This is a genomic window from Micromonospora yongxingensis (assembly GCF_052601155.1).
In genome coordinates, this window is sequence record NZ_JBQXEO010000021.1 from 104599 (window position 1) to 123509 (window position 18911).

Genomic DNA, 18911 nt, shown 5'->3' on the forward strand with positions numbered 1-18911 from the left:
GGTCAGCCCCGGCCGCCGTAGACGGTGCGCCCGGAGTCGCTGATGTCCTTGCCGAGCCGGCGGGTCAGGTGCAGCCCTTCCAGCACGAACTCGACGGCGGCGGCGGCCTCCTCGGGGGTGGGCGCGTCGCCCAGACCGAGCCGGTCCAGCACCTTGGCCAGGCCGGGCACGGTGCCCACCTGGCGCAGCAACTCGGCGGCACCGACCAGCTCACCGGTCTCGATGGCCGCGCCGTCCTCGACGAGGTTGGTGAAGCCGGACAGGTCCAGCCCGGCGAGGCGGGCCCGGAACGTCTCGGCGGTCGCGGTCCGCAGCAGGTGGGCGAGGATCTCGATCTCGCGCCCCTCCTCGCCGCTCTCGAACTCCACCTTGCCGCGCAGGGTGCTGGTCACCGACACCGCGTCGCCGACCCGGGCCACCGCTGCCTCCGGTTGACCCTCCGCGTTGCCGGGGGCCGCGAGCAGGCCGGCGCGACGCAGCGCGGCGCCGGCCACCGTCTCGGCGGCGGCGATGGCGAACCGGGCGGAGACTCCGGAGCGCGGGTCCACCGACGGCGACTCACGCACCGCGCGGGCGAACCGGGCCAGCACCTCCAGGACGTGCTCCGGCACCTCGGCGACCAGGTCGGCCTCCTGCCGGATCAGCTCCAGCTCCAACTCCAGGTCGACCGGGTAGTGGGTGCGGATCTCCGCGCCGAACCGGTCCTTGAGCGGGGTGATGATCCGACCCCGGTTCGTGTAGTCCTCGGGGTTGGCGCTGGCCACCAGGAGCAGGTCCAGCGGCAGCCGCAACTGGTAGCCACGGACCTGGATGTCCCGCTCCTCCAGCACGTTGAGCAGCGCCACCTGGATCCGCTCGGCCAGGTCGGGCAGCTCGTTGACGGCGAAGATGCCCCGGTTGGTGCGGGGCACCAGGCCGAAGTGAATGGTCTCCGGGTCGCCGAGGGTGCGGCCCTGGGCGATCCGGATCGGGTCGACGTCACCGATCAGGTCGCCGACGCTGGTGTCCGGGGTCGCCAGCTTCTCGCCGTAGCGCATCGAGCGGTGCAGCCAGCCGACCGGCTGGTCGTCGCCGGCCTCGGCGACCTGGGCGCGGGACGCCGGGGTGAGCGGGTGCATCGGGTGTTCGTTGAGCACCGAGCCGGGAATGATGGGCGTCCACTCGTCGAGCAGCGCGCCGAGCGAGCGGATCAGTCGGGTCTTGCCCTGGCCGCGCTCGCCGAGCAGCACCATGTCGTGCCCGGCGAGCAGTGCCCGCTCGACCTCGGGCAGCACGGTGTCGTCGTAGCCGACGATGCCGGGGAAGCGGTCCTCGCCGGAACGCATCCGGGCGAGGAGGTTGTCGCGGAGTTCCTGCTTGACGGTGCGGTACTGGTGACCGGCCGCCCGAAGCGCGCCGAGCGTGCCGGGCAGGTCGGCCGGTGGGACCGGGATTACCGGGGAGGGCGCAGTCACCCGACCCACGCTAGCTCACATTCGCGGGGGCGCCCCGGGCATCGGGGGGCACCGCCACTCCCACCCTCAGCTCCGCCCGCAGCGCCGGCAGGCTCCGCGGCGGCGCAGGTGGTACGCGTAGGTGGCGGCGCCGAGCGCCACGCCCCACAACGGCCAGAGCAGCATCGGCGCCCCGGTCAGGCTGAACCCGCCGGTGAGCCGCCAGAACTCGGGGTTGGTGAGCAGGCCCAGTGTGGCGGCGGTCACCGCGATGGCGACCAGCGTGGCCGGCACGACGGCCAGCTTCACCGGCACCCGGCGACCAGCGAGCCCGACCATCCAGCGCGGGAACCGCTCGCCCCACCGCTGCACCAGTCCGAGGGTGAGGATCGCGCCGACGGTCGCGAACGCGCCCAGCCCGAACCCGGCCCACACCAGCCCGGTGTCCTGCATCTCGGCCAGGAACTCCCGCGAGATGCCCAGCGGGATGCCGGCCGTCCAGGCGAACCGGGTCAGCGCGTACGTCAACGGGATGGCCGCGGCGATGCCGGCGGCCCACCGACCCCAGCGCGCGGCGGCGGCCGGGGTGGTCCAGCCACGGTCGGTGTCGTCGCGGCCGCACCCGACGCAGGCCCCGGCGGTGCGGCGCTGCCAGGCGAGCACCGCCCCGGCCAGCAGCAGCCCGCCGACGAGCGCGGCGAACCGGGCGAACAGCGCCCAGGTGAAGATCTCGGCGTAGTCGACCGGCGGCCAGCCGAACGGCGCACCGATGATCAGCATCGGCAGGTAGCCGAGGATGACCAGCACCCGGGCGTCCGGAACGACAACGGCGAGCACGAACGCCACGGTCCAGCCGTAGCCGGCGAGCAGCGTCCGCAGTGGGCCGGGTGGGCGTACGGCCGGGCGGCTCATGGCCAGGGCGGCCACCGCGGCGGTGAGCAGCACGCCGGCGAAGAGCGGGGTGGCCACCTCCACCGGCACCAGGCGGAGCAGGCTGACGTCGCCGCCGTGGGGGTCGTTCGGGCCGAACGGGTAGCCGGCACCGGTGAGCGTGCCGACCAGGGCGAGGACGCCCCACAGGCCGAGCCAACCGGCGGCCAGTGGGGCGAGCCGGTCCGGCCAGCGGGAGTCGGCACGGGGTCGGGAGGCAGTGATCGTTGTCATGCTCTCAGCCTGGTCCGACAGCAGGTCGGTGCCCTCCCGGCCGGCGGTGAAGCCGCTCCCCCGGCGGAGGGACCGGTCAGCCGGACGGGGTGACGAAGCCAGACTCGTAGGCGGCGATGACCGCCTGGGTACGGTCGCGGACGCCCAGCTTGGCCAGCACGTTGCCGACGTGCGTCTTCACCGTCTCCACCCCGACCACCAGGTGCGCGGCGATCTCCGGGTTGGACCGGCCGGTGGACATGAGGCGCAGCACCTCGGCCTCCCGCTCGGTGAGCCGTGCCCCGCGCAGCCGGTCGCCGCCGGCCGGCCCGTACGCCCCGACCAGTTGGCGGATCGCGGCGGGGAAGAGCAGCGATTCCCCCGCCGCGACGACCCGGACGGCCTCCACCACCTCGGCGGGCCGGGCCCGTTTGAGCAGGAAGCCGGAGGCGCCGGCGCGCAACGCCTCGTAGACGTACTCGTCGTTGGCGAACGTGGTGACCACCAGCACCCGGGGCGGGTCGGCGGAGGTGGCCAGCAGGTGCCGGGTGGCCTGGATGCCGTCGATGCCGGGCATCCGCACGTCCATCAGCACCACGTCCGGCCGGTGCCGGGCGACCAGCGGCGGCACCTCGGCGCCGTCGGCGGCCTCGGCGAGCACGCGCAGGTCGGGTTGGGCGTCGATGATTGCCCGCAGCCCGATCCGGATCAGCTCGTCGTCGTCGACGATCAGCACGCCGGTGGTCATCGCGTCCCCTCGTACGGCAGGCGGGCCCGGATCAGCCACCGCTCGCCGTCCGGGCCCACGGTGAGCCTGCCGCCGAGCAGCAGCACCCGCTCGCGCATGCCGTCCAGGCCCCGACCACCACGACCGGGGTCGGCGCGGTCTGCCCGGCCCACCGCGTTGACCAGTTCCAGCTCCAGCGCGTCCGGGTGCAGGTCCAGGCGCAACGTCACGGGCCCGTGCCCGTACCGGGCGGCGTTGGTCAGCCCTTCCTGGACGATCCGGTAGCCCTCGCGGGAGACCGCCGCGGGCACCCGCGCCGGGTCGCCGGCGCGCTGCGCGTGCACCGTCAGCCCGGTCGCGCGGGCGTCGGTGACCAGCCGGTCCAGGTCGGCGAGAGTACGCTGCGGCGCCGCCCCGCTCCGGTCGCCGCCGGTCTCGCGGAGCAGCCCGAGTACGTGGTCGAGCTCGTCCATGGCGGTCCTCCCGGCGTTCTCGATGGCGGTGAGCGCCCGCCGGACGAACTCCGGGTCGGTGTCGAGCACCTCGCGGGCGGCGCCGGCCTGGAGGGTGGCCACGGTCAGCGCGTGGCCGACCGAGTCGTGCAGTTCCCGGGCCAGGCGGTTGCGTTCGGCGAGCCGGGTGGCCCGCGCCTCCAGGGCGGCGATCCGCTCCGCCTGCGCGGGGCCGAGCAGCACCGGCGCCATCGACCCGGCGAGCGCGCCGAGCGCCGCGACGGCGTAGCCGAGGCCGACCAGCAGGGCCACCCCGGTCAGCGTCAACCAGCCGCTGTCCCGCCCGTGGAGCGGCCCGAACCGTTCCCGGCTGGTCAGCTCGTCGCCGACGCCGAACTGCTGGGCGATGAAGGCCAGCGCCATCGGCAGGGCGCTGAACAGCGCGACCATCACCAGAGCCCCGACGACGAGGTGGGTGGTGATCCAGAGCGCGCTGCGCAGGCGGGTTTCCCGGTCGCCGCGGTGCCCCGCTGCGGGCTCAGGCAGGTCGACGCCGAGCAACGCCCGCACGGCGGCGATCTCCAGTGCCCGGCTGCCGTCCAGCAGCAGCGGCACCACGGCGATCAGCGCCGCGATCACCAGCAGGGCGTACACCAGTGGGCGGGGGATCTCCGCGTCGCCGAGCAGTTGGGCGAAGGTCACCGCGAGGAGCCCGTACGGCAGCGCCAGCACCCCGCCCAGCAGCAGGAACACGCCGCGCCGCCAGGTGCTGCCGGCGACCAGCGGGGCCAGCGCCGCTCGGAGGGTCATCACGCCATTCTGCGGCCGACTCCCCGGGGTGCGACTCCCCCGCACCGGGGAGATCTCAGCGGTGGTCGGCCACGTACGACTGCGGGTCCTTGTCGCGGAACGGCAGGTTGCGCCCGTTCTTGTGCTCGCCGTAGAAGGTCAGCCAGCGGTGGCCCAGTTCGGCGCGCAGTTCGGTGCCGGCGTGCCGGCGGAAGTCGGGCAGCGCCTCGTCCTCCTCCTCGGCCAGGTGCTCGCTGTTCTCGCGGCGGGCCGTACCGACCGCCTCCCACCAGCGATCGGAGCCGACCGGGTGCAGCTTGGACTCGGCGATGGCGTCGCGGATCTTGTTGTGGTCGCCGATCGCGTCGGCGGTCTCGTCCTCACCGTCGTCGCCGTGCTTGACCAGGTGCGGGTAGAGGATCGCCTCCTCCGCCTCGGCGTGGATGTCCAGGTGCAGGGCGAGCGCCTCCCAGATGGCCAGCAGCTCCTGCTCGTCGCGGGCGTCGTCGAGGCGGGCGAAGCCACGCCGGAACGCGGCGTGGTCGTCCAGGATCAGTGCGGTGATGTCGTCCACTGTGCTCACTTTCCCGTCGGCCCGGCGAACCGGGCGCGCAGCATTCGGGGCATCGCGGCGAGGCCGGTGACCGGACGGAACCGTTTGGCGGCCTCGGCGAGCGCGGCGTGTTCGTCGTCGGCGAGGTCGATGTCGGCGGCGGCCGCGTTGCGTTCCATCTGCTCCACGCCGGACGCGCCGGGGATGGCCAGCACGTTCGGGTGGCGCAGCAGGTAGGCCAGTGCGATCTGGCTGGGGGTGGCGTCGTGGGCGTCGGCGACCTGGCGCAGCGTGTCGATCAGGTTGGCGCCCCGCTCCAGGTTCTCGGGCAGGAAGTACGGGTTGGCCCGCCGGACGGCGCCGGTGGGCGGGTTCTTCGCGTCGTAGCGGCCGGAGAGGAAGCCCTGTGCCAGCGGGCTGTACGCGATGACGACGCGGCCGGCCTGCCGCGCGTACGGCAGCAGGTCCTGCTCGGGTGCCCGGTCCAGCATGCTGTAGCGCACCTGGTTGGTGAGCACCCGCCGGCCGAGCGCCGCCTCGGCGACCTGCCAGCGGCGCAGCCCGTAGTTGCTCACGCCGACCTCGCCGACCAGCCCGACGTCCTGCAACGCCCGCATGCCGCGCATCGTGCTGTGGTCGGCGACCAGCGGGTGGGGCTGGTGCACCTGGTAGAGGTCGAGGCTGGTGACGCCGAGTCGGGCCGCCGAGGCGACCGCCCGCTGCTGCACCACGGCGGCCACCGGCAGCACCGGGAAGATCTTGCTGGCGACCACGACCTTGTGCCGGTCCTCGCCGAGCGCGGCACCGAGGATCCGCTCGCTGCGCCCGAAGCCGTAGACCTCGGCGGTGTCGAAGACGGTCACGCCCAGCTCGACGGCCCGGCGGACGATCTGCGTCGCTCGCTGCTCGAAGTCCGGGCCGTAACCCCACTCGCGGGAGCCGAACTGCCAGGTGCCCAACCCGATCTTGGACAGCGGTTTGGGGGTGTCGAGCGCGATGAGACGCATGGTCTCGAAACTACCCCGTTGTCCGGGTTCACACGCCCGATCCCGCCTACGCCGGGCCGGAGCTAGGCTCATGATCGTGACCTATCTCGCCGCGGATGACCGCTACGACACCATGACCTACCGGCGCAGCGGACGCAGTGGCCTGCGGCTGCCCGCCGTCTCCCTTGGCCTGTGGCACAACTTCGGCCCCGACCGTCCGTTCGAACGGCAGCGCGACATCGTCCGCCGCGCCTTCGACCTGGGCGTCACCCACTTCGATCTGGCCAACAACTACGGTCCCCCGCCCGGCGCGGCGGAGGAGAACTTCGGCCGGCTGCTCGCCACCGACCTCAAGCCGTACCGCGACGAGCTGGTCATCTCCAGCAAGGCCGGCTACCTGATGTGGCCCGGCCCGTACGGCGAGTGGGGCTCGCGCAAGTACCTGATCTCGTCCCTGGACCAGTCCCTGAGCCGGATGGGGCTGGACTACGTCGACATCTTCTACTCGCACCGGTTCGATCCGGACACTCCGCTGGAGGAGACGATGGGCGCGCTGGACGCGATCGTCCGCTCCGGCAAGGCGCAGTACGTGGGCATCTCGAACTACAACTCCGAGCAGACCGCCCGCGCCGCCGCGATCCTGCGCGACCTCGGCACGCCGCTGCTGATCAACCAGCCGTCGTACTCGATGCTCAACCGGTGGACCGAGGCCGACGGTCTGCTGGACACGCTGGAGGAGGTCGGCGCCGGCTGCATCGCCTACAGCCCGCTGGCACAGGGCCTGCTGACCGACCGCTACCTGGGCGGCATCCCCGCCGACTCGCGGGTGCGCACCAGTGTCTTCCTCAACGAGAGCGACCTCAGCGAGGAGAAGATGGCCACCATCCGGGGGCTCGGCGCGGTCGCCGAGGGCCGCGGCCAGTCGCTGGCCCAGCTCGCACTGGCGTGGGCGCTGCGTGACCCGCGGATGACCAGCCTGATCATCGGCGCGAGCAGCGTCGAGCAACTGGAGACGAACATCGCCGCGCTGGACAACCTCGACCTCACCGCCGAGGAGCTGGCCGAGATCGACCGGCACCTGGGCTGAGCGCCGCCGGGCCGGCGGGCCGGGTCACCAGATCCGGCGCCGTCCGGCCCGGTGGTTGCGCACCTCGCAGGCCCGGCCGACCGGGGGGCCGTCGCTGCGCCGCCGCCGGCTCGCACCGATCAGCAGCGCGACGACCAGCACGGTGGCGGCACCGGCCAGCACCGGCCACCGGCCGGCGAGGTCGGTCACCGACGCCACGGGCACGCCCGGCTCGGCCGCCGCCGCCACCGCCGGCTCGGTCGCCGCCGGGCGGCTCGCGGTGGTACGCGGCACAGCGCTCTTCGTCGCGGCGGCCCGCTTCGGGGTGCCCGTCGCCGTGCCGCCGCGAGCCGAGCGGAACACCACGTCGGAGCAGGAGTAGTAGGTGTCCGGGGTGTTGGAGTTCTGCCAGATCGTGTAGATCAGATGGTGGCCGTCCCGGCCCCCCGGCAGCCGGCCCGGCAGTTGGTACGCCCCGGCCCGTACCGGCGGGTCGGTCAGCGTCAGGAACGGGCGGGCTTCCAGAGCGGCCCAGGTCAGGGGCTTCCGGGGGTCGTAGCCGGGCCGGGTGACGTAGAGCCGGAAGGTGCCCCGGTGCTCGATGGTGGTCCGGTAGCGGAAGGTGAACCGGGCACCGGCGGTCAGTTCGGTGGCCGGCCAGTCGGTCCGGGGCAGGTCCAGTCCCCGGTACGCGGAGAGCCCGCCGCTGCACAGCTCGCCGTCCGGGATCTTCTCCCGGTCCCGGCCGTTGATCGCGGCGACCCGGACGTTGTCCCACTCGCGGACCGCCGCACCCGCCTCGACGGCCGCCCGGCAGGCGCTGGTGGCCGCGTACCGGCCCTCGGGTCCGCAGGCCGCCGCCCGGCTGACCGGGTCGGTCGGGGCGCCGTGCGCGACGGCGGGCGTGGCGGCCACCGGCACGGTCGCCACGGCGACCAGCACGGCGGCGAGCACTCGGCGCACGGTCATGGATTGACCTCCCGCGCAGTGGTACGGGCGCGGGGCGGCAAAGGTTCGACGTCGAGGGGGCCGGGAATCGCGGACCCGGGCCCGGCGTTCCGACAGGCGGTACGGGATCGACACCAGATCCCCAGGCCGAGGAGGCAGACATGAAGGTACGCACCTCGTTGCGAGCGCTGAAGCAGAAGCCCGGTTCGGTGGTCGTCCGCCGACACGGCCGGGTCCTCGTGGTGAACCGCGCGAACCCGCAGTGGAAGAGCCGTCAGGGCTGATCGAGCCCCTACCGGGCACACAGTCGACGAACGCCCTGGCCGGACATCTCCGGCCAGGGCGTTTTCGTGTGCCCGGCGCCTCGGGCTGTCAGAGGCACCCCGTCATCCTGGTCCCGAGAGGGCCAGCCACCGCGGCGCGAACCGACCTACCGTGGGTGACGTGGATGGCGACAACCCGCTCGGGGAGTTCCTGCGTGCTCGACGGGAACTGGTCCGCCCCGAGGACGTCGGTATCGGCGCCGGCACGGGCCTGCGGCGGGTCCGCGGCCTGCGCCGCGAGGAGGTCGCCCTGCTCGCCGGCATCAGCGCGGACTACTACCTCCGGCTGGAGCAGGGCCGGGACCGCAACCCCTCCGTGCAGGTCCTGGAGGCGCTCGCCCGCGTTCTGCGGCTCGATCGCGACGCGACCGCCCACCTGATCCGGCTGGCCCAGGGGCAGGGTTCCCGCCGATCCACCAGGGCGGCCCGCGCCCGCACGTCGCCGCCCGTCCGGGTGCCGATGAGCATCCGGCAGCTCATCGACGGATGGGCCGGCAACCCGGCGTACGTGCAGACCCGGTTCTTCGACGTGGTCGCCGTCAACACCCTGGCGGCGGCGCTGTCACCGAACTACGCGCCCGGCGTGAACCTGCTGGAGTCGGTCTTCCTCGACCCGGCGGAGCGGGCTCTTCGCCGGGACTGGGACGACACCACCGAGGAGGGGGTCGCCATCCTGCGCGCCCACACCGGCCCCGAGGTCGACGACCCGCGGCTGGTGGAGCTGGTCGGGGAGCTGTCGGTGCGCAGTGAGCGGTTCCGACAGCTGTGGGCACGCCATGACGTGCACCCGCAGCGGGGCCATGTGGTGCGGTTGACCCACCCACAGGTCGGCGACATCGACCTTCAGTCGAACAAGCTCGCCATCGGCGGCACCGACGGCCTGATCATGGTCGTCTTCCACGCCGAACCCGGCAGCCGCAGCGCCGAGCTGCTCGGCATCCTGGGTAGCCTCACCGCCGCCACCCGGCCGGCCCCTCAGGAGGACCCCCGCTCGACCGGTTGACGCTTTCCGCCCGGTCGTCCCGCCTGCCCGCTTCAACGCCGGCCGAGCGGTCACTGCTCTCTCGTCGAGGAAGTGGCCGGCTCGGGACGCGACACCGGCAACGCCGCGACGTCCCGCCTGGAGAACTGCCCGGGGACGGTCAGCCCCGCCCGAGCGCACGAGTGGAAGTTGTTGAGGGCGTTGACCCACTTGTCGGCGAGAGCGTGCCAGACGTCGTCGTCCAGCTTCGTGCCCAGCCGTGCCGGCTGCTCAAGCTGCCAGACGGCGTGGTTCAGCTCGTGTGCCGCCTCGATGGTGGCGCCGTCGGCCAGCAGGGGCAGCGCCTCGAACGCCTCCGACCTGCGTATCTCGACGTCCGCCAGCTCCTGCAGCAGCGCAGCGAGGTCGGCCTCGGAAGCGCCGTTGATACGGCCCGCGTGAACCTGGTTCGCCCGGGTGCCGGCCAGCTTCGCCGCCGAGACGTAGGACACGTACGCGTCCAGTCGGCGCTGGTCCCACCGGACGTGCAGCTCCCTGGCGAACCTGTCGCGATCGGTGAGCCTGCCGACGACGTACGTGCCGGCCGCTCCGGCCAGCACCGCGATCACGGCCGCCAGAGCGGTGATTGCCTGATCCATCGTCAACGCCTCCCTCCGCTGCGGGCAGCGACGGCAAGCAGGGTAGCGACAAACGTCAAGCCCGCGCCCAGAACATGACGAAGGGCGCCCGCCATTTCTGACGAACGCCCTGGTCGCAAGGGTGGAGCCGAGGGGACTCGAACCCCTGACCCCCACACTGCCAGTGTGGTGCGCTACCAGCTGCGCCACGGCCCCTTGCTGCTGTCCCCGGTCGCCCGGGCACTGGCGAAACTATACACATGCCCGCGAGCGTGGTCATCTCGCGGGTCCCACCGCGGGCCGGCCGACGCGGGTCAGTTGAGCGCCACGTCCGGCGGGAAGTGGGCGACGGCGGCCATCATCCCGCCCTGCCGGCGCAGCACCATCGGCCACAGGTCGTCAGGCCGGTCGACGAAGGCGTCACCGGGCAGCGCGTCCAGCACGAACCAGGAGCCGTCGGCGATCTCCTGCTCCAGCTGCCCGCTCCCCCAGCCGGAGTAGCCGGCGAAGACCCGGATGGCGCCGATGCTCTCCCGCAGCCGCTCCGGGTCGACCGAGAGGTCGATCGTGCCGACCGCACCGGAGACCTGGTGGAAGCCCTTGACCCGGCGCAGCGGGTGCCGCATCCGGGCCAGGCAGATGGCCGAGTCGGGCTGCACCGGGCCGCCCTCGAAGAGCACCGCCGGGTGGCGGGCCAGGTCGTCCCAGTCGCCGAGCACCTCGGCGACCGGCACCTCGGTGGCCCGGTTCAGCACCACACCGAGCGCGCCGCCCGGTTCGTGGGCGACCAGCAGCACCACCGTACGGTCGAAGTTCGGGTCCTTGAGCGCCGGAGTCGCGACCAGCAGTCGCCCGGTCATCGACTCCATCGCCCGTCCGCCGATCGCCTGGCCCTCTCCCTGCATCTCACACACCCGTCAACCGTGAGCCCACGCCGGGGATCCGTCATTCACCGGACCCGCACGGTGCACCGGGATCAGCCGCGCTGTCAACGCCATGCCTGGCACCATAGCCTGCGCTCCGGGTGCTGGCTAAGGTCTGACGGGCGGGTGATCGGACAGTTAAGACGGAGGGTCGATGGCGCCGACGGCGGACCTCGCGGTGATCGGTGGATCGGGGCTGTACGCCCTCCTCGACGGCACCGCCCACGAGCTGGACACTCCGTACGGCCCACCGTCGGATGCGGTGACCATCGCCGAGGTGGCCGGGCGGCGGGTCGCGTTCCTGCCCCGGCACGGGCGCGACCACCGGTACCCGCCGCACCTCATCCCCTACCGGGCCAACCTCTGGGCGCTGCGCTCCCTGGGCGTACGGCAGGTTCTCGCCCCGTGCGCGGTCGGTGGGCTCCGTCCGGAGCTGGGCCCCGGCACGTTCGTGGTGCCGGACCAGCTGATCGACCGGACCAGCGGCCGGGCGCAGACCTACTACGACCGGGGCGCGGTGCACGTGCCGTTCGCCGACCCGTACTGCCCGAGCGGCCGGCGGGCACTGCTCACCGCGGCCGCCGGCCGGGACGTCACCGCCGTGGACGGCGGGACGGTCGTGGTGGTGGAGGGTCCACGGTTCTCCACCCGTGCCGAGTCCCGCTGGTTCGCGTCGCTCGGCGGCATGGTGGTCAACATGACCGGCCACCCGGAGGCCGTGCTGGCCCGGGAGCTGGCCCTGTGCTATTCGTCGATCGCCTTGATCACCGATCTGGACGCCGGTCTGCGGGCCGGCGAGTCGGTGACCCAGAGCGAGGTGTTCCGGGTCTTCGCGGCGAACACCGACCGGCTGCGGGCCGTCCTGCTCGACGCGCTGGCCGCGCTGCCCGCCGTCCAGGACTGCGTCTGCGGCCGGGCGTTGGACGGCATCACCCTGCCCTTCCCGCTGCCCTGAGCCGGCGCGGGTGCGGCCCGCCGTTGTGGAGTGGGCCACCGACGCCGGAGAAACGCCCGAAACGCCCGTGACATCCCGATAGATTCGGTTGATCGGGAGGGCGACCTGGGTCGTCCCTGCGCGCAACACGGAGGCAGGCGGCGATGGCAACGGTCCGGGACGCGACGTACGACGTGCTCCGCGCCCTCGGCATGACCACCATCTTCGGCAACCCAGGCTCCACCGAGGAGCCGTTCCTGCGGGACTTCCCGGCCGACTTCCACTACGTCCACGCCCTGCACGAGGCGACGGCGGTCGCGATGGCCGACGGGTACGCCCAGGCCACCGGCACCCCCGCGCACGTCAACCTGCACACCGCCCCGGGCACCGGCAACGGCATGGGCAACCTGGTCACGGCGTGGCACAACAAGACACCACTCATCGTCACCGCCGGCCAGCAGACCCGCGAGATGCTGCTGCTCGAACCCCGGCTGACCAGCCGCCGGGCCGCCGAGCTTCCCCAGCCGTACGTCAAGTGGGGCTACGAGCCGGTCCGCGCGCAGGACATCCCGGCGGCACTGCTGCGGGCGTACGCGACCGCCGTGCAGCCGCCGGCCGGGCCGGTGTTCCTCTCCCTGCCCATGGACGACTGGGCCCAGCCGGCCGACCCACCGCTGCCGCCGCGCTCGGTGGCCACCCGGTTCGCGCCGGATCCGCAGCGGCTGGACGAGTTCGTGCGGGTGCTGGCCGGCAGCCGCAGCCCGGCGCTGGTGTACGGGCCGGGCGTCGACCGGGCGGGGAGCTGGGCGGCCGCGGTGGCGCTGGCCGAGCGGATGGCGGCACCGGTCTGGTCGGCTCCCGCCCCGGAGCGGGGCGTGTTCCCGGAGGACCACCCGTCGTTCCGGGGGGTGTTGCCGTTCGCGATCGGGCCGCTGGCCGAGGCGCTGGGCGGGCACGACACCGTGCTGGTGATCGGTGCACCGGTGTTCCGCTACTACCCGTACGTGCCGGGCGACCACCTGCCCGCCGGCACCCGGCTGCTGCACGTCACGGACGACCCGGACGAGGCCGCCCGCGCCCCGGTCGGGGACAGCCTGCTCGGCGACCCGGGGCTGACCCTGGCCGCGCTGGTCGAGCTGGTGCCCCCGGCCGACCGGCCACCACCGGCGCCCCGGGACGCACCGGCGCCGCCGGAGGTCACCGCGCCGCTGAGCGCCGACGCCCTGTTCGCCGCGCTGGCCGCGCACTGGCCGGCGGACGGGGTGCTGGTCCAGGAGTCACCGTCCAATCTGACCGCCCTGCGCCGCCGGCTGCGCATCAACCGCCCGGCGTCGTACTTCACGATGGCCAGCGGCGGTCTCGGCTACGGCCTGCCGGCCGCGGTCGGCGTGGCGCTGGCCGAGCGGGACACCGGACGCGGCCGGCCGGTGGTGGCGGTGGTCGGCGACGGGTCGTTCCACTACTCGGTGCAGGCGCTGTGGACGGCCGCGCGGCTGTCGCTGCCCGTGGTGGTGATCGTCCCGATCAACCAGCAGTACGCGATCCTCAAGGCGTTCGCCGAGCTGAAGGAGACGCCCGGGGTGCCCGGCCTGGACCTGCCGGGGCTGGACATCACGGCCATCGCGGCCGGCTACGGCTGCGCCACCGAGGTGGTGGAGACCCCCGACCAGCTCGGCGCGGCACTCGCCACCGGGTTGCGCGCCGACCGTCCCACCGTGCTGCCGGTGCCGATCAGCACCGAGGTGCCCAGCATCCTGTGACTCGCCCCTACCCGGTGACGCGGGCCGCTCAGCGCGGGACGATCGACAGCGGCGCGCCGGTGGAGACGTCCAGCACCGGTCGGGCGCCCAGTGGAGCGGCGAGGGTGATGGTGACCGGCTCCAGCTTGAGCATGTCGGGGCAGACGCCCGTTGACCGGGTGACCGAACCCCCGACCACGACCACGTCCGGCCGTTCCGACACCAGCGGGGTGATCCCGGTGTCGCAGGCACCGACACCGAGCCGGACGGTCAGCCGCGCGCCGTCCACGGCCGTCAGGTCCTGGGCGGCCACCAGTCCCTCCGGCAGCGGCCGCGCCGGCGCGGTGGGCTCGGGGACCGGGGTGACCGCGGTCGGCGCGACGGCGAGCCGGGCCACCGGGGTGGCCAGCTCCTCGATGGTGAACAGCCAGGCCGGCACCTGCGCCTCGCCCCGGCTGGTGCGTACCGGCACCGTGCCGAGCTCGACGCCGGTGACGGTCAACGGAAGGCAGGCGGTCTCCGGGCCGCTGGTGACCCAGCCGTCCGGTCCGGGTTCGACGGTGAGGCCGGGGGTCGGTCGTCCCGGCCGCTTCGGCCGTCCCGGGCAGGGCAGCGGGTCGCCCTGGTCGAGCTGCCGGTACGCCTCGGCCGCGCTGACCAGCGGCAGCGTCAGCCGTCCGTCCGGGAAGCGGATCTCCCCGCCGACCCGGGTGGGCGGGATCGGGACCTGCTCCCGGTACCAGCCGGCCCGGAAGGCGGCCTCGGTGTCCGGCGTGAAGCCCGGGTCGCCGGTGAGGATGGTCGGCCCCTGGAGTGGCACGTACCCGGTGCGCCAGTCGGCGCTGGGACGCCACGCCTCGGCGACCTCGGTGGCCCGCTGGTCGAACGCCTCCGAACGGTGTGCCGGGGCGGTGGGGCCGTCGGCCGGGTCGGCGCCGGTCGTGGCGCAGCCCGTCGCGAGCATCAGCAGGGGCAGGACGAGCAGCAGGGGCAGGACGAGCAGCAGGACGGGTCGACGCATGTCGGTTCGACGCGTACGCCGGCGCACCGGTTCCCCGGCCGGCGGCGGCCCGGCTCAGGTCTCGCCACCCAGGTCCGTCTGGTACGCCTGCCAGAGCAGGTCGGCACCTCGACGCCGATGCCGGGCCAGCGTACGCAGCAGGCAGCCCGCCCGGCCGCGCAGCTCGTCGGGGCTGACCTCGGGCTGCTCAGCGACCCGCTGCACGGCCAGGAGCGCGGCGACGATCGCGGCGTGTTCCCGGGTCAGCAACCGCACGCCGTGGTCCAGCCGGGGCGCGTGCGTGAGCAGTTCCCGGTAGAGGCCGTTGGGACCCTCGGTGACCCTCACGTGCTCGGCGAAGCCCTGCCCGACCGGGCGCAGCCGGACCAGCACGCGTTCGCGCCAACGGGGCTCGGTCGGCGCGAGGGCGACGGCCCGGGCGAGCGCGTGCAGGTCGCCGGCGAACCCGGCCGGGCGGGGGTCACCGGGAAGCCCGGTGAGGTGCGGACCGGCGGGGAGACCGGCCGGATGCGGAAGCGCGGCGGACCGCCGGGCGACGAGTGACGGCTGCTGGACCGGACCGGTGACCATGGGCACCTCCCGCGCTGTGTTGCTACCGCATACCGCGATGGTGAACCCGCTGGTCCCGCCGTGTCCAGGGCCACCGGACGCCTCATCTACCCCAGCGGCCCCACTGGTCACGGCGGCCTCTCCAGCGCTCTGGTCAGCCTCCGAAGGGGCGCTCCGCCAGGCGGCGCAGGTTCGCGGCGACGGCGTGCGCGTCGCCGTCGCCTCCGTCGAGGGGACGACCGGTGGTGATGGCGTCCGCCAGAGCCCGCAGCTCGGGCGGGGGCAGGGTCGCCAGACCCATGCCGCGCAGCGGGATGGTGACCCGCCGTTCGCTGTCTCTGGCGATGGCGACGATGGCCGGCGCCCGGGGACCGCGCACCCGGGCGTCGTCCTCCGCCTCGTGGGACGGCACGGTGGCCGCGTCGAACCGGGCGGTGGCGAGGTCGACGGTGCGGCTGGCGAACGCACCGCGCACCCGCACGCGGCTGCCGTCCAGCCAGGCGGCCGTGCGGAGCACCCGCAGCACCAGGTAGACGCCGAGCAGGACGAACGGCAGACCACAGAGCCCGACGAGCCAGGCACGCTCGGGCTGGTTCCCGCCACTGCCGGAGTCCCGCAGCGCGGGCGGCAGCAGCCCCGGGGGCAGGTCGCGGGCCTCCTCGTAGGTGGCGAACTCGTCGCCCGGGCCGGTCAGCCGGCGCAGCAGCCCGTCGGCGACCAGGGGCAGCACCAGGTAGGTCGCGCCGAGGGCGGCAATGAGGACGCCGACCACCACCGAGACGGTGCGCTGACCGGGTGACGCGCCGACCGACAGGCGCAGTTCCTCGTTCGTCACAGCGGCAGCGTAGGTGAGCCGCGGCCGAGCGCGGCACCCGCGCGGGTCCCGGATACGACGATGCGCCCCGGCCGGTGGGCCGGGGCGCATCGCTTCGAGGTGGTGGAGGTGCCGGGAATCGAACCCGGGTCCTTCGCCGGTTTGTCAGGGCTTCTCCGAGCGCAGCTCGCTGTGCCTCTACTCGGCCCCACCGCTCACGCGAGCAAGTTGGTGTGACGGGCCCAGTCGCTGATTGATCTCGCCGCACGGACCCCGCGACCGGGTCCGATTGGCCAGCCTTCTAGCTGATGCCGGCTACTGGGACGAAGGCGTTCCCAGGCCGACAGACTTAGCTACTCGCCTCAGGCGGCGAGAGCGAAGTCAGCGCGATTGTTCTTGGCGCTTATAAGTTTCCGACGACCGATTCTCGAGACGACGTCGGCTTCCTCGGCTCGCTTCCCCTGTCGCTGCGTACGAAGTCGAAACCAGTCACCCCCTCGACAGGCCGCTGATGTGGCGGCACTGACAAGACTAACGCCTGCCGCAACGGGTTTCATCCCGAGCCCCGGGCCGACTCGCCGACCCGGACAAACAGGATTTTTCAGTCGTCCATGCCCTTGCCGCGCCGGCCCGAGACCCGGGCGATCTCCCGGTCCGCGTCCCGCTTGGCGAGGTCCTGACGCTTGTCGTACGACTTCTTGCCCTTGGCCAGCGCGATCTCGACCTTGGCCCAGCCGTCGGAGAAATAGACCTGCAACGGGACGATCGTCAGACCGCCCTCGCGGGTCTTGCCGAGAAGCTTGTCGAGCTCGCCCCGGTTGAGCAGCAGCTTGCGCGTACGCCGGGGCTCGTGGTTGGTCCAGGTGCCCTGGGTGTATTCCGGGATGTGCATGGAGTGCAGGAACAACTCGTTGTCGCGCTCCTGGGCGAACGCGTCGACCAGCGACGCGCGCCCGGCCCGCAGCGATTTGACCTCGGTGCCGGTCAGCGCCATGCCCGCCTCGTACGTGTCGAGGATCGAGTAGTCGTGGCGCGCCTTCTTGTTGGAGGCGACCACCTTGCGCCCCTTTTCCCGTGGCATGGGTGCCACCCCCTCTCCTCCGACGTCCGTGGCCGGGGTCACCCCGGCCGGACAACCGATCATGCTACCTGAATGACAAGGACCCTCCCGCGCCGTTTATTTCCGGCAGCGGGAGGGTCCCCGGGAGACGACGGGACGACCCGTCCGGTGCCTAGACCCGCAGGTAGAAGCGCAGGGTGATCCAGGCGGTGCCGGCGCTGACGAGGCCACCGACGCCCGCCATCAGCGGGAAGATGAACAGGATGTCGCCCCAGGTGATCGGCGAGAGCAGGCCCTGCAACGCGCTGAGCGACCCGTCGAAGAGCAGATACTTCGCCGCGACGAGGGCGACCAGGCCGAGCAGCGAACCGATCAGGCCGGCCACGACGGCCTCCAGCACGAACGGCGCCTGGATGAACCAGTTGGACGCACCGACCAGCTTCATGACCGCCACCTCACGCCGCTTGCTGTACGCGGCAACCTGGATGGTGTTCGCGACCAGCAGCAGGGCGGCGACAGCCATCACGATGGCCGCGGCCAGCGCGATGTTCTGGATCGAGGTGAGGATGTTGAAGATCTTGTCCAGTAGCCGGCTCTGGTCGACGATCTCGTCGACGCCCTCGGTCTCCTTGTACTGGTCATAGATGTTCTTGTACTGCTCCGGGTTGTTCAGCTTCAGCCGGAACGACTCGGGCAGCTGGTCGGGCTTCACGGCGTTCACCAGGTCCGGAGCGTCCTGGTACATCTCCTTGAAGCGCTTGTACGCCTCGTCCTTGTTGACGTAGAGGACCTCCTTCACCAGGGGGTCGCTCTTCAGCTTGGCGTCCAGGTCGGTGCGCTGCTGCTCGCTCACCTCCTGGCTCAGGAAGATCGAAACCTCGATGTTCTTGTAGTAGAGGTCCTTCATGTCGTCGACCTGGCGGTACATGAGACCGCTGGCGCCGAGCATGGTCAGCGAGACCGCCATCGTGATGATCATCGCGATGGACATGGTCACGTTGCGCCACAGTCCGACCAGTACCTCGGACAGGACGTATTTCACGCGCATCGGGATTTCCTCCGGGTCTCCGGCATGAGGTGTTCGTCGTCAGGCAGCGCAGGGGTGGAGCGCCGGCTCACCCGTAGACACCACGGGCCTGGTCACGCACGATGCGGCCGCTCTCGATCTCGACGACGCGGCGGCGCATCTGGTTCACGATGTTGGAGTCGTGGGTGACCATCACGACGGTCGTGCCGGTGCGGTTGATCCGGTCCAGCAGACGCATGATCTCGATCGAGGTGTCCGGGTCCAGGTTTCCCGTCGGCTCGTCCGCCAGCAGGATCAGCGGCCGGTTCACGAACGCCCGGGCGACGGCGACCCGCTGCTGCTCACCACCGGAGAGCTCGTGCGGGTAGCGGTGCTCCTTGCCACCGAGCCCGACCAGCTCCAGCACCTCCGGCACGACCCGGCGGGCAACCGCCTTGGTCTTGCCGATCACCTCGAGGGCGAACGCCACGTTCTCGTACGCGGTGCGGTTCGGAAGCAGCCGGAAGTCCTGGAAGACACAGCCGATCGAGCGCCGGAAGTGGGGTCGCTTCCAGGAGCGCATCGACGTCACGTCCTTGCCGTTGACGACGACCCGACCCTTGTTGGGGGCGACCTCGTGCAGCAGCATCTTGATGATCGTGGACTTGCCGGAGCCGGATGGACCGATGAAGAAGACGAACTCGCCCTTCTCGATCGAGACGGACACGTTGTCGAGCGAAGGCCGGGACGCCTTCGGGTACGTCTTCGTCACTTGCTCAAGCTGAATCACGGGTGGTGAGTCTACGCGGTGTAATGACAGAGCCAAGCCCCACGCCCCGCAGATGG

Annotated in this window: 20 protein-coding genes, 1 tRNA gene and 1 other RNA gene; 5 read left to right on the forward strand and 17 right to left on the reverse strand. The window is 72.6% G+C overall.

From position 1 onward, the window contains the following. Positions 1–2 precede the first annotated feature (2 nt). From ACTWLT_RS23430 to ACTWLT_RS23455, 6 genes are all read right to left on the reverse strand, one after another. Positions 3–1463, reverse strand: coding sequence for a MoxR family ATPase (locus ACTWLT_RS23430; RefSeq protein ID WP_445320240.1), 1461 nt, complete (start codon positions 1461–1463; stop codon positions 3–5). A 57-nt stretch (positions 1464–1520) separates the two neighbouring features. Continuing rightward, on the reverse strand, positions 1521–2597 hold the full coding sequence (locus ACTWLT_RS23435) for a hypothetical protein (protein ID WP_445320241.1): 1077 nt from the start codon (positions 2595–2597) through the stop codon (positions 1521–1523). Positions 2598–2673: 76 nt separating this feature from the next. After that, positions 2674–3324: a response regulator transcription factor gene (locus ACTWLT_RS23440; protein ID WP_252420030.1), complete on the reverse strand. Its 651-nt coding sequence runs from the start codon at positions 3322–3324 to the stop codon at positions 2674–2676. Next, a complete protein-coding gene (locus ACTWLT_RS23445) occupies positions 3321–4565 on the reverse strand; it encodes a histidine kinase (RefSeq protein WP_252420031.1) in 1245 nt (414 codons plus the stop codon). Before ACTWLT_RS23445 ends, ACTWLT_RS23440 begins: the two co-directional genes overlap by 4 nt. A gap of 55 nt (positions 4566–4620) precedes the next feature. After that, positions 4621–5118 carry a hemerythrin domain-containing protein gene (locus ACTWLT_RS23450; protein ID WP_252420032.1) on the reverse strand — a complete coding sequence of 166 codons (498 nt, stop codon included), beginning with the start codon at positions 5116–5118 and terminating at the stop codon, positions 4621–4623. A gap of 5 nt (positions 5119–5123) precedes the next feature. Then, the gene (locus ACTWLT_RS23455; protein ID WP_445320242.1) at positions 5124–6104 is read right to left on the reverse strand and encodes an aldo/keto reductase; all 981 of its coding nucleotides are present in this window, start codon (positions 6102–6104) and stop codon (positions 5124–5126) included. 70 nt (positions 6105–6174) lie between these two features. On the opposite strand from ACTWLT_RS23455, the gene mgrA reads away from it, so the two are divergent. Continuing rightward, positions 6175–7170, forward strand: a complete 996-nt coding sequence (gene mgrA, locus ACTWLT_RS23460; RefSeq protein ID WP_445320243.1) for an L-glyceraldehyde 3-phosphate reductase — start codon at positions 6175–6177, stop codon at positions 7168–7170. 24 nt (positions 7171–7194) lie between these two features. Here mgrA and ACTWLT_RS23465 read toward each other — a convergent pair whose 3' ends face one another. Then, the gene (locus tag ACTWLT_RS23465; protein WP_445320244.1) at positions 7195–8118 is read right to left on the reverse strand and encodes a lytic polysaccharide monooxygenase auxiliary activity family 9 protein; all 924 of its coding nucleotides are present in this window, start codon (positions 8116–8118) and stop codon (positions 7195–7197) included. 140 nt (positions 8119–8258) lie between these two features. Here ACTWLT_RS23465 and ACTWLT_RS23470 point away from each other — a divergent pair, with 140 nt between their 5' ends. Further along, positions 8259–8381 carry a ribosomal protein bL36 gene (locus ACTWLT_RS23470; RefSeq protein ID WP_074317072.1) on the forward strand — a complete coding sequence of 41 codons (123 nt, stop codon included), beginning with the start codon at positions 8259–8261 and terminating at the stop codon, positions 8379–8381. 160 nt (positions 8382–8541) lie between these two features. Further along, positions 8542–9423, forward strand: coding sequence for a helix-turn-helix transcriptional regulator (locus tag ACTWLT_RS23475; RefSeq protein WP_445320245.1), 882 nt, complete (start codon positions 8542–8544; stop codon positions 9421–9423). Positions 9424–9473: 50 nt separating this feature from the next. On the opposite strand, the gene ACTWLT_RS23480 is transcribed toward ACTWLT_RS23475, so the two are convergent. From ACTWLT_RS23480 to ACTWLT_RS23490, 3 genes are all read right to left on the reverse strand, one after another. Continuing rightward, complete coding sequence (locus ACTWLT_RS23480; RefSeq protein ID WP_445320246.1) at positions 9474–10040, reverse strand: hypothetical protein; 567 nt, start codon at positions 10038–10040, stop codon at positions 9474–9476. A gap of 122 nt (positions 10041–10162) precedes the next feature. Next, positions 10163–10235 (reverse strand) — tRNA-Ala (locus tag ACTWLT_RS23485). A 98-nt stretch (positions 10236–10333) separates the two neighbouring features. Next, complete coding sequence (locus tag ACTWLT_RS23490; protein ID WP_252420070.1) at positions 10334–10924, reverse strand: YqgE/AlgH family protein; 591 nt, start codon at positions 10922–10924, stop codon at positions 10334–10336. Positions 10925–11096: 172 nt separating this feature from the next. Here ACTWLT_RS23490 and ACTWLT_RS23495 point away from each other — a divergent pair, with 172 nt between their 5' ends. Both ACTWLT_RS23495 and mdlC read left to right on the forward strand, forming a co-directional pair. Then, positions 11097–11897, forward strand: a complete 801-nt coding sequence (locus ACTWLT_RS23495; RefSeq protein ID WP_252420042.1) for an S-methyl-5'-thioadenosine phosphorylase — start codon at positions 11097–11099, stop codon at positions 11895–11897. Positions 11898–12040: 143 nt separating this feature from the next. Continuing rightward, positions 12041–13636: a benzoylformate decarboxylase gene (mdlC, locus tag ACTWLT_RS23500; RefSeq protein ID WP_445320247.1), complete on the forward strand. Its 1596-nt coding sequence runs from the start codon at positions 12041–12043 to the stop codon at positions 13634–13636. A gap of 28 nt (positions 13637–13664) precedes the next feature. On the opposite strand, the gene ACTWLT_RS23505 is transcribed toward mdlC, so the two are convergent. From ACTWLT_RS23505 to ftsE, 7 genes are all read right to left on the reverse strand, one after another. Beyond that, a complete protein-coding gene (locus ACTWLT_RS23505; RefSeq protein ID WP_445320248.1) occupies positions 13665–14636 on the reverse strand; it encodes a hypothetical protein in 972 nt (323 codons plus the stop codon). A gap of 54 nt (positions 14637–14690) precedes the next feature. Beyond that, complete coding sequence (locus ACTWLT_RS23510) at positions 14691–15206, reverse strand: hypothetical protein (protein WP_445320249.1); 516 nt, start codon at positions 15204–15206, stop codon at positions 14691–14693. A gap of 133 nt (positions 15207–15339) precedes the next feature. After that, a complete protein-coding gene (locus ACTWLT_RS23515; RefSeq protein ID WP_445320250.1) occupies positions 15340–16020 on the reverse strand; it encodes a hypothetical protein in 681 nt (226 codons plus the stop codon). Between the two features lie 100 nt (positions 16021–16120). Next, positions 16121–16496, reverse strand: a transfer-messenger RNA (tmRNA) gene (gene ssrA, locus ACTWLT_RS23520). Between the two features lie 104 nt (positions 16497–16600). After that, entirely contained in the window at positions 16601–17080 is a 480-nt protein-coding gene (smpB, locus tag ACTWLT_RS23525; protein WP_445320251.1) for an SsrA-binding protein SmpB, read from the reverse strand. A 151-nt stretch (positions 17081–17231) separates the two neighbouring features. Then, positions 17232–18107 carry a permease-like cell division protein FtsX gene (gene ftsX / locus ACTWLT_RS23530; protein WP_252420052.1) on the reverse strand — a complete coding sequence of 292 codons (876 nt, stop codon included), beginning with the start codon at positions 18105–18107 and terminating at the stop codon, positions 17232–17234. 67 nt (positions 18108–18174) lie between these two features. Continuing rightward, complete coding sequence (gene ftsE / locus ACTWLT_RS23535) at positions 18175–18855, reverse strand: cell division ATP-binding protein FtsE (RefSeq protein WP_030331491.1); 681 nt, start codon at positions 18853–18855, stop codon at positions 18175–18177. Positions 18856–18911: the final 56 nt, after the last annotated feature.

Coding starts and splice junctions, on each gene's coding strand:
- ACTWLT_RS23435 (WP_445320241.1), bottom strand. CDS start 2,597: ATGACAACGATCACTGCCTCCCGACCCCGTGCCGACTCCCGCTGGCCG.
- ACTWLT_RS23440 (WP_252420030.1), bottom strand. CDS start 3,324: ATGACCACCGGCGTGCTGATCGTCGACGACGACGAGCTGATCCGGATC.
- ACTWLT_RS23445 (WP_252420031.1), bottom strand. CDS start 4,565: ATGACCCTCCGAGCGGCGCTGGCCCCGCTGGTCGCCGGCAGCACCTGG.
- ACTWLT_RS23455 (WP_445320242.1), bottom strand. CDS start 6,104: ATGCGTCTCATCGCGCTCGACACCCCCAAACCGCTGTCCAAGATCGGG.
- mgrA (WP_445320243.1), top strand. CDS start 6,175: ATGATCGTGACCTATCTCGCCGCGGATGACCGCTACGACACCATGACC.
- ACTWLT_RS23465 (WP_445320244.1), bottom strand. CDS start 8,118: ATGACCGTGCGCCGAGTGCTCGCCGCCGTGCTGGTCGCCGTGGCGACC.
- ACTWLT_RS23470 (WP_074317072.1), top strand. CDS start 8,259: ATGAAGGTACGCACCTCGTTGCGAGCGCTGAAGCAGAAGCCCGGTTCG.
- ACTWLT_RS23480 (WP_445320246.1), bottom strand. CDS start 10,040: ATGGATCAGGCAATCACCGCTCTGGCGGCCGTGATCGCGGTGCTGGCC.
- ACTWLT_RS23490 (WP_252420070.1), bottom strand. CDS start 10,924: ATGCAGGGAGAGGGCCAGGCGATCGGCGGACGGGCGATGGAGTCGATG.
- ACTWLT_RS23495 (WP_252420042.1), top strand. CDS start 11,097: ATGGCGCCGACGGCGGACCTCGCGGTGATCGGTGGATCGGGGCTGTAC.
- mdlC (WP_445320247.1), top strand. CDS start 12,041: ATGGCAACGGTCCGGGACGCGACGTACGACGTGCTCCGCGCCCTCGGC.
- ACTWLT_RS23505 (WP_445320248.1), bottom strand. CDS start 14,636: ATGCGTCGACCCGTCCTGCTGCTCGTCCTGCCCCTGCTGCTCGTCCTG.
- ACTWLT_RS23510 (WP_445320249.1), bottom strand. CDS start 15,206: ATGGTCACCGGTCCGGTCCAGCAGCCGTCACTCGTCGCCCGGCGGTCC.
- smpB (WP_445320251.1), bottom strand. CDS start 17,080: ATGCCACGGGAAAAGGGGCGCAAGGTGGTCGCCTCCAACAAGAAGGCG.
- ftsX (WP_252420052.1), bottom strand. CDS start 18,107: ATGCGCGTGAAATACGTCCTGTCCGAGGTACTGGTCGGACTGTGGCGC.